The organism is Treponema endosymbiont of Eucomonympha sp. (genome assembly GCF_001028545.1).
Window position 1 is genome coordinate 1 of sequence record NZ_BBPW01000690.1, and the last position, 434, is coordinate 434.

Below are 434 nucleotides of genomic sequence, written 5' to 3' on the forward strand. Positions count from 1 at the left end.
ACGGACGGGAAAAAATAGCAGGGAACCATAAGATACTAAGCGAGATAAGCGCCCACGCACGGGGAGCGGAGTTTTTATTCCCCGGGGTCAGGACCGTTATTGATATCGGCGGACAGGACAGCAAAATCATCTCTGTTGAAGACGGCAGGGTAAAAGATTTTCAGATGAACGATAAATGCGCCGCAGGTTCAGGACGTTTTCTGGAAATTACCTGCTGCCGGCTTGATATTGACCCGCTTTTAATCGACGAGTTTTTAAAGCCTGAAAAGGCAGTTTCTCTCAACAGTACCTGCGCGGTATTCGTTGAGTCTGAAATAATAGGGCTTCTTGTCAAGGGTGTTTTCCGGGAAGAAATAGTAGACGGCGTTGCGGCGTCTACGGCAACACGAATCGTCGCCCTTGCAGGACGGATGAATTTGCTGACACCTGCGGTT

Annotated in this window: 1 protein-coding gene; it reads left to right on the top strand. The window is 49.3% G+C overall.

Going from position 1 to position 434, the window contains the following annotated elements; translation table 11 throughout:
- Window positions 1-434 (top strand): acyl-CoA dehydratase activase (locus AWU74_RS08640; protein WP_238580290.1); only part of this gene is annotated, 434 nt, incomplete at both ends.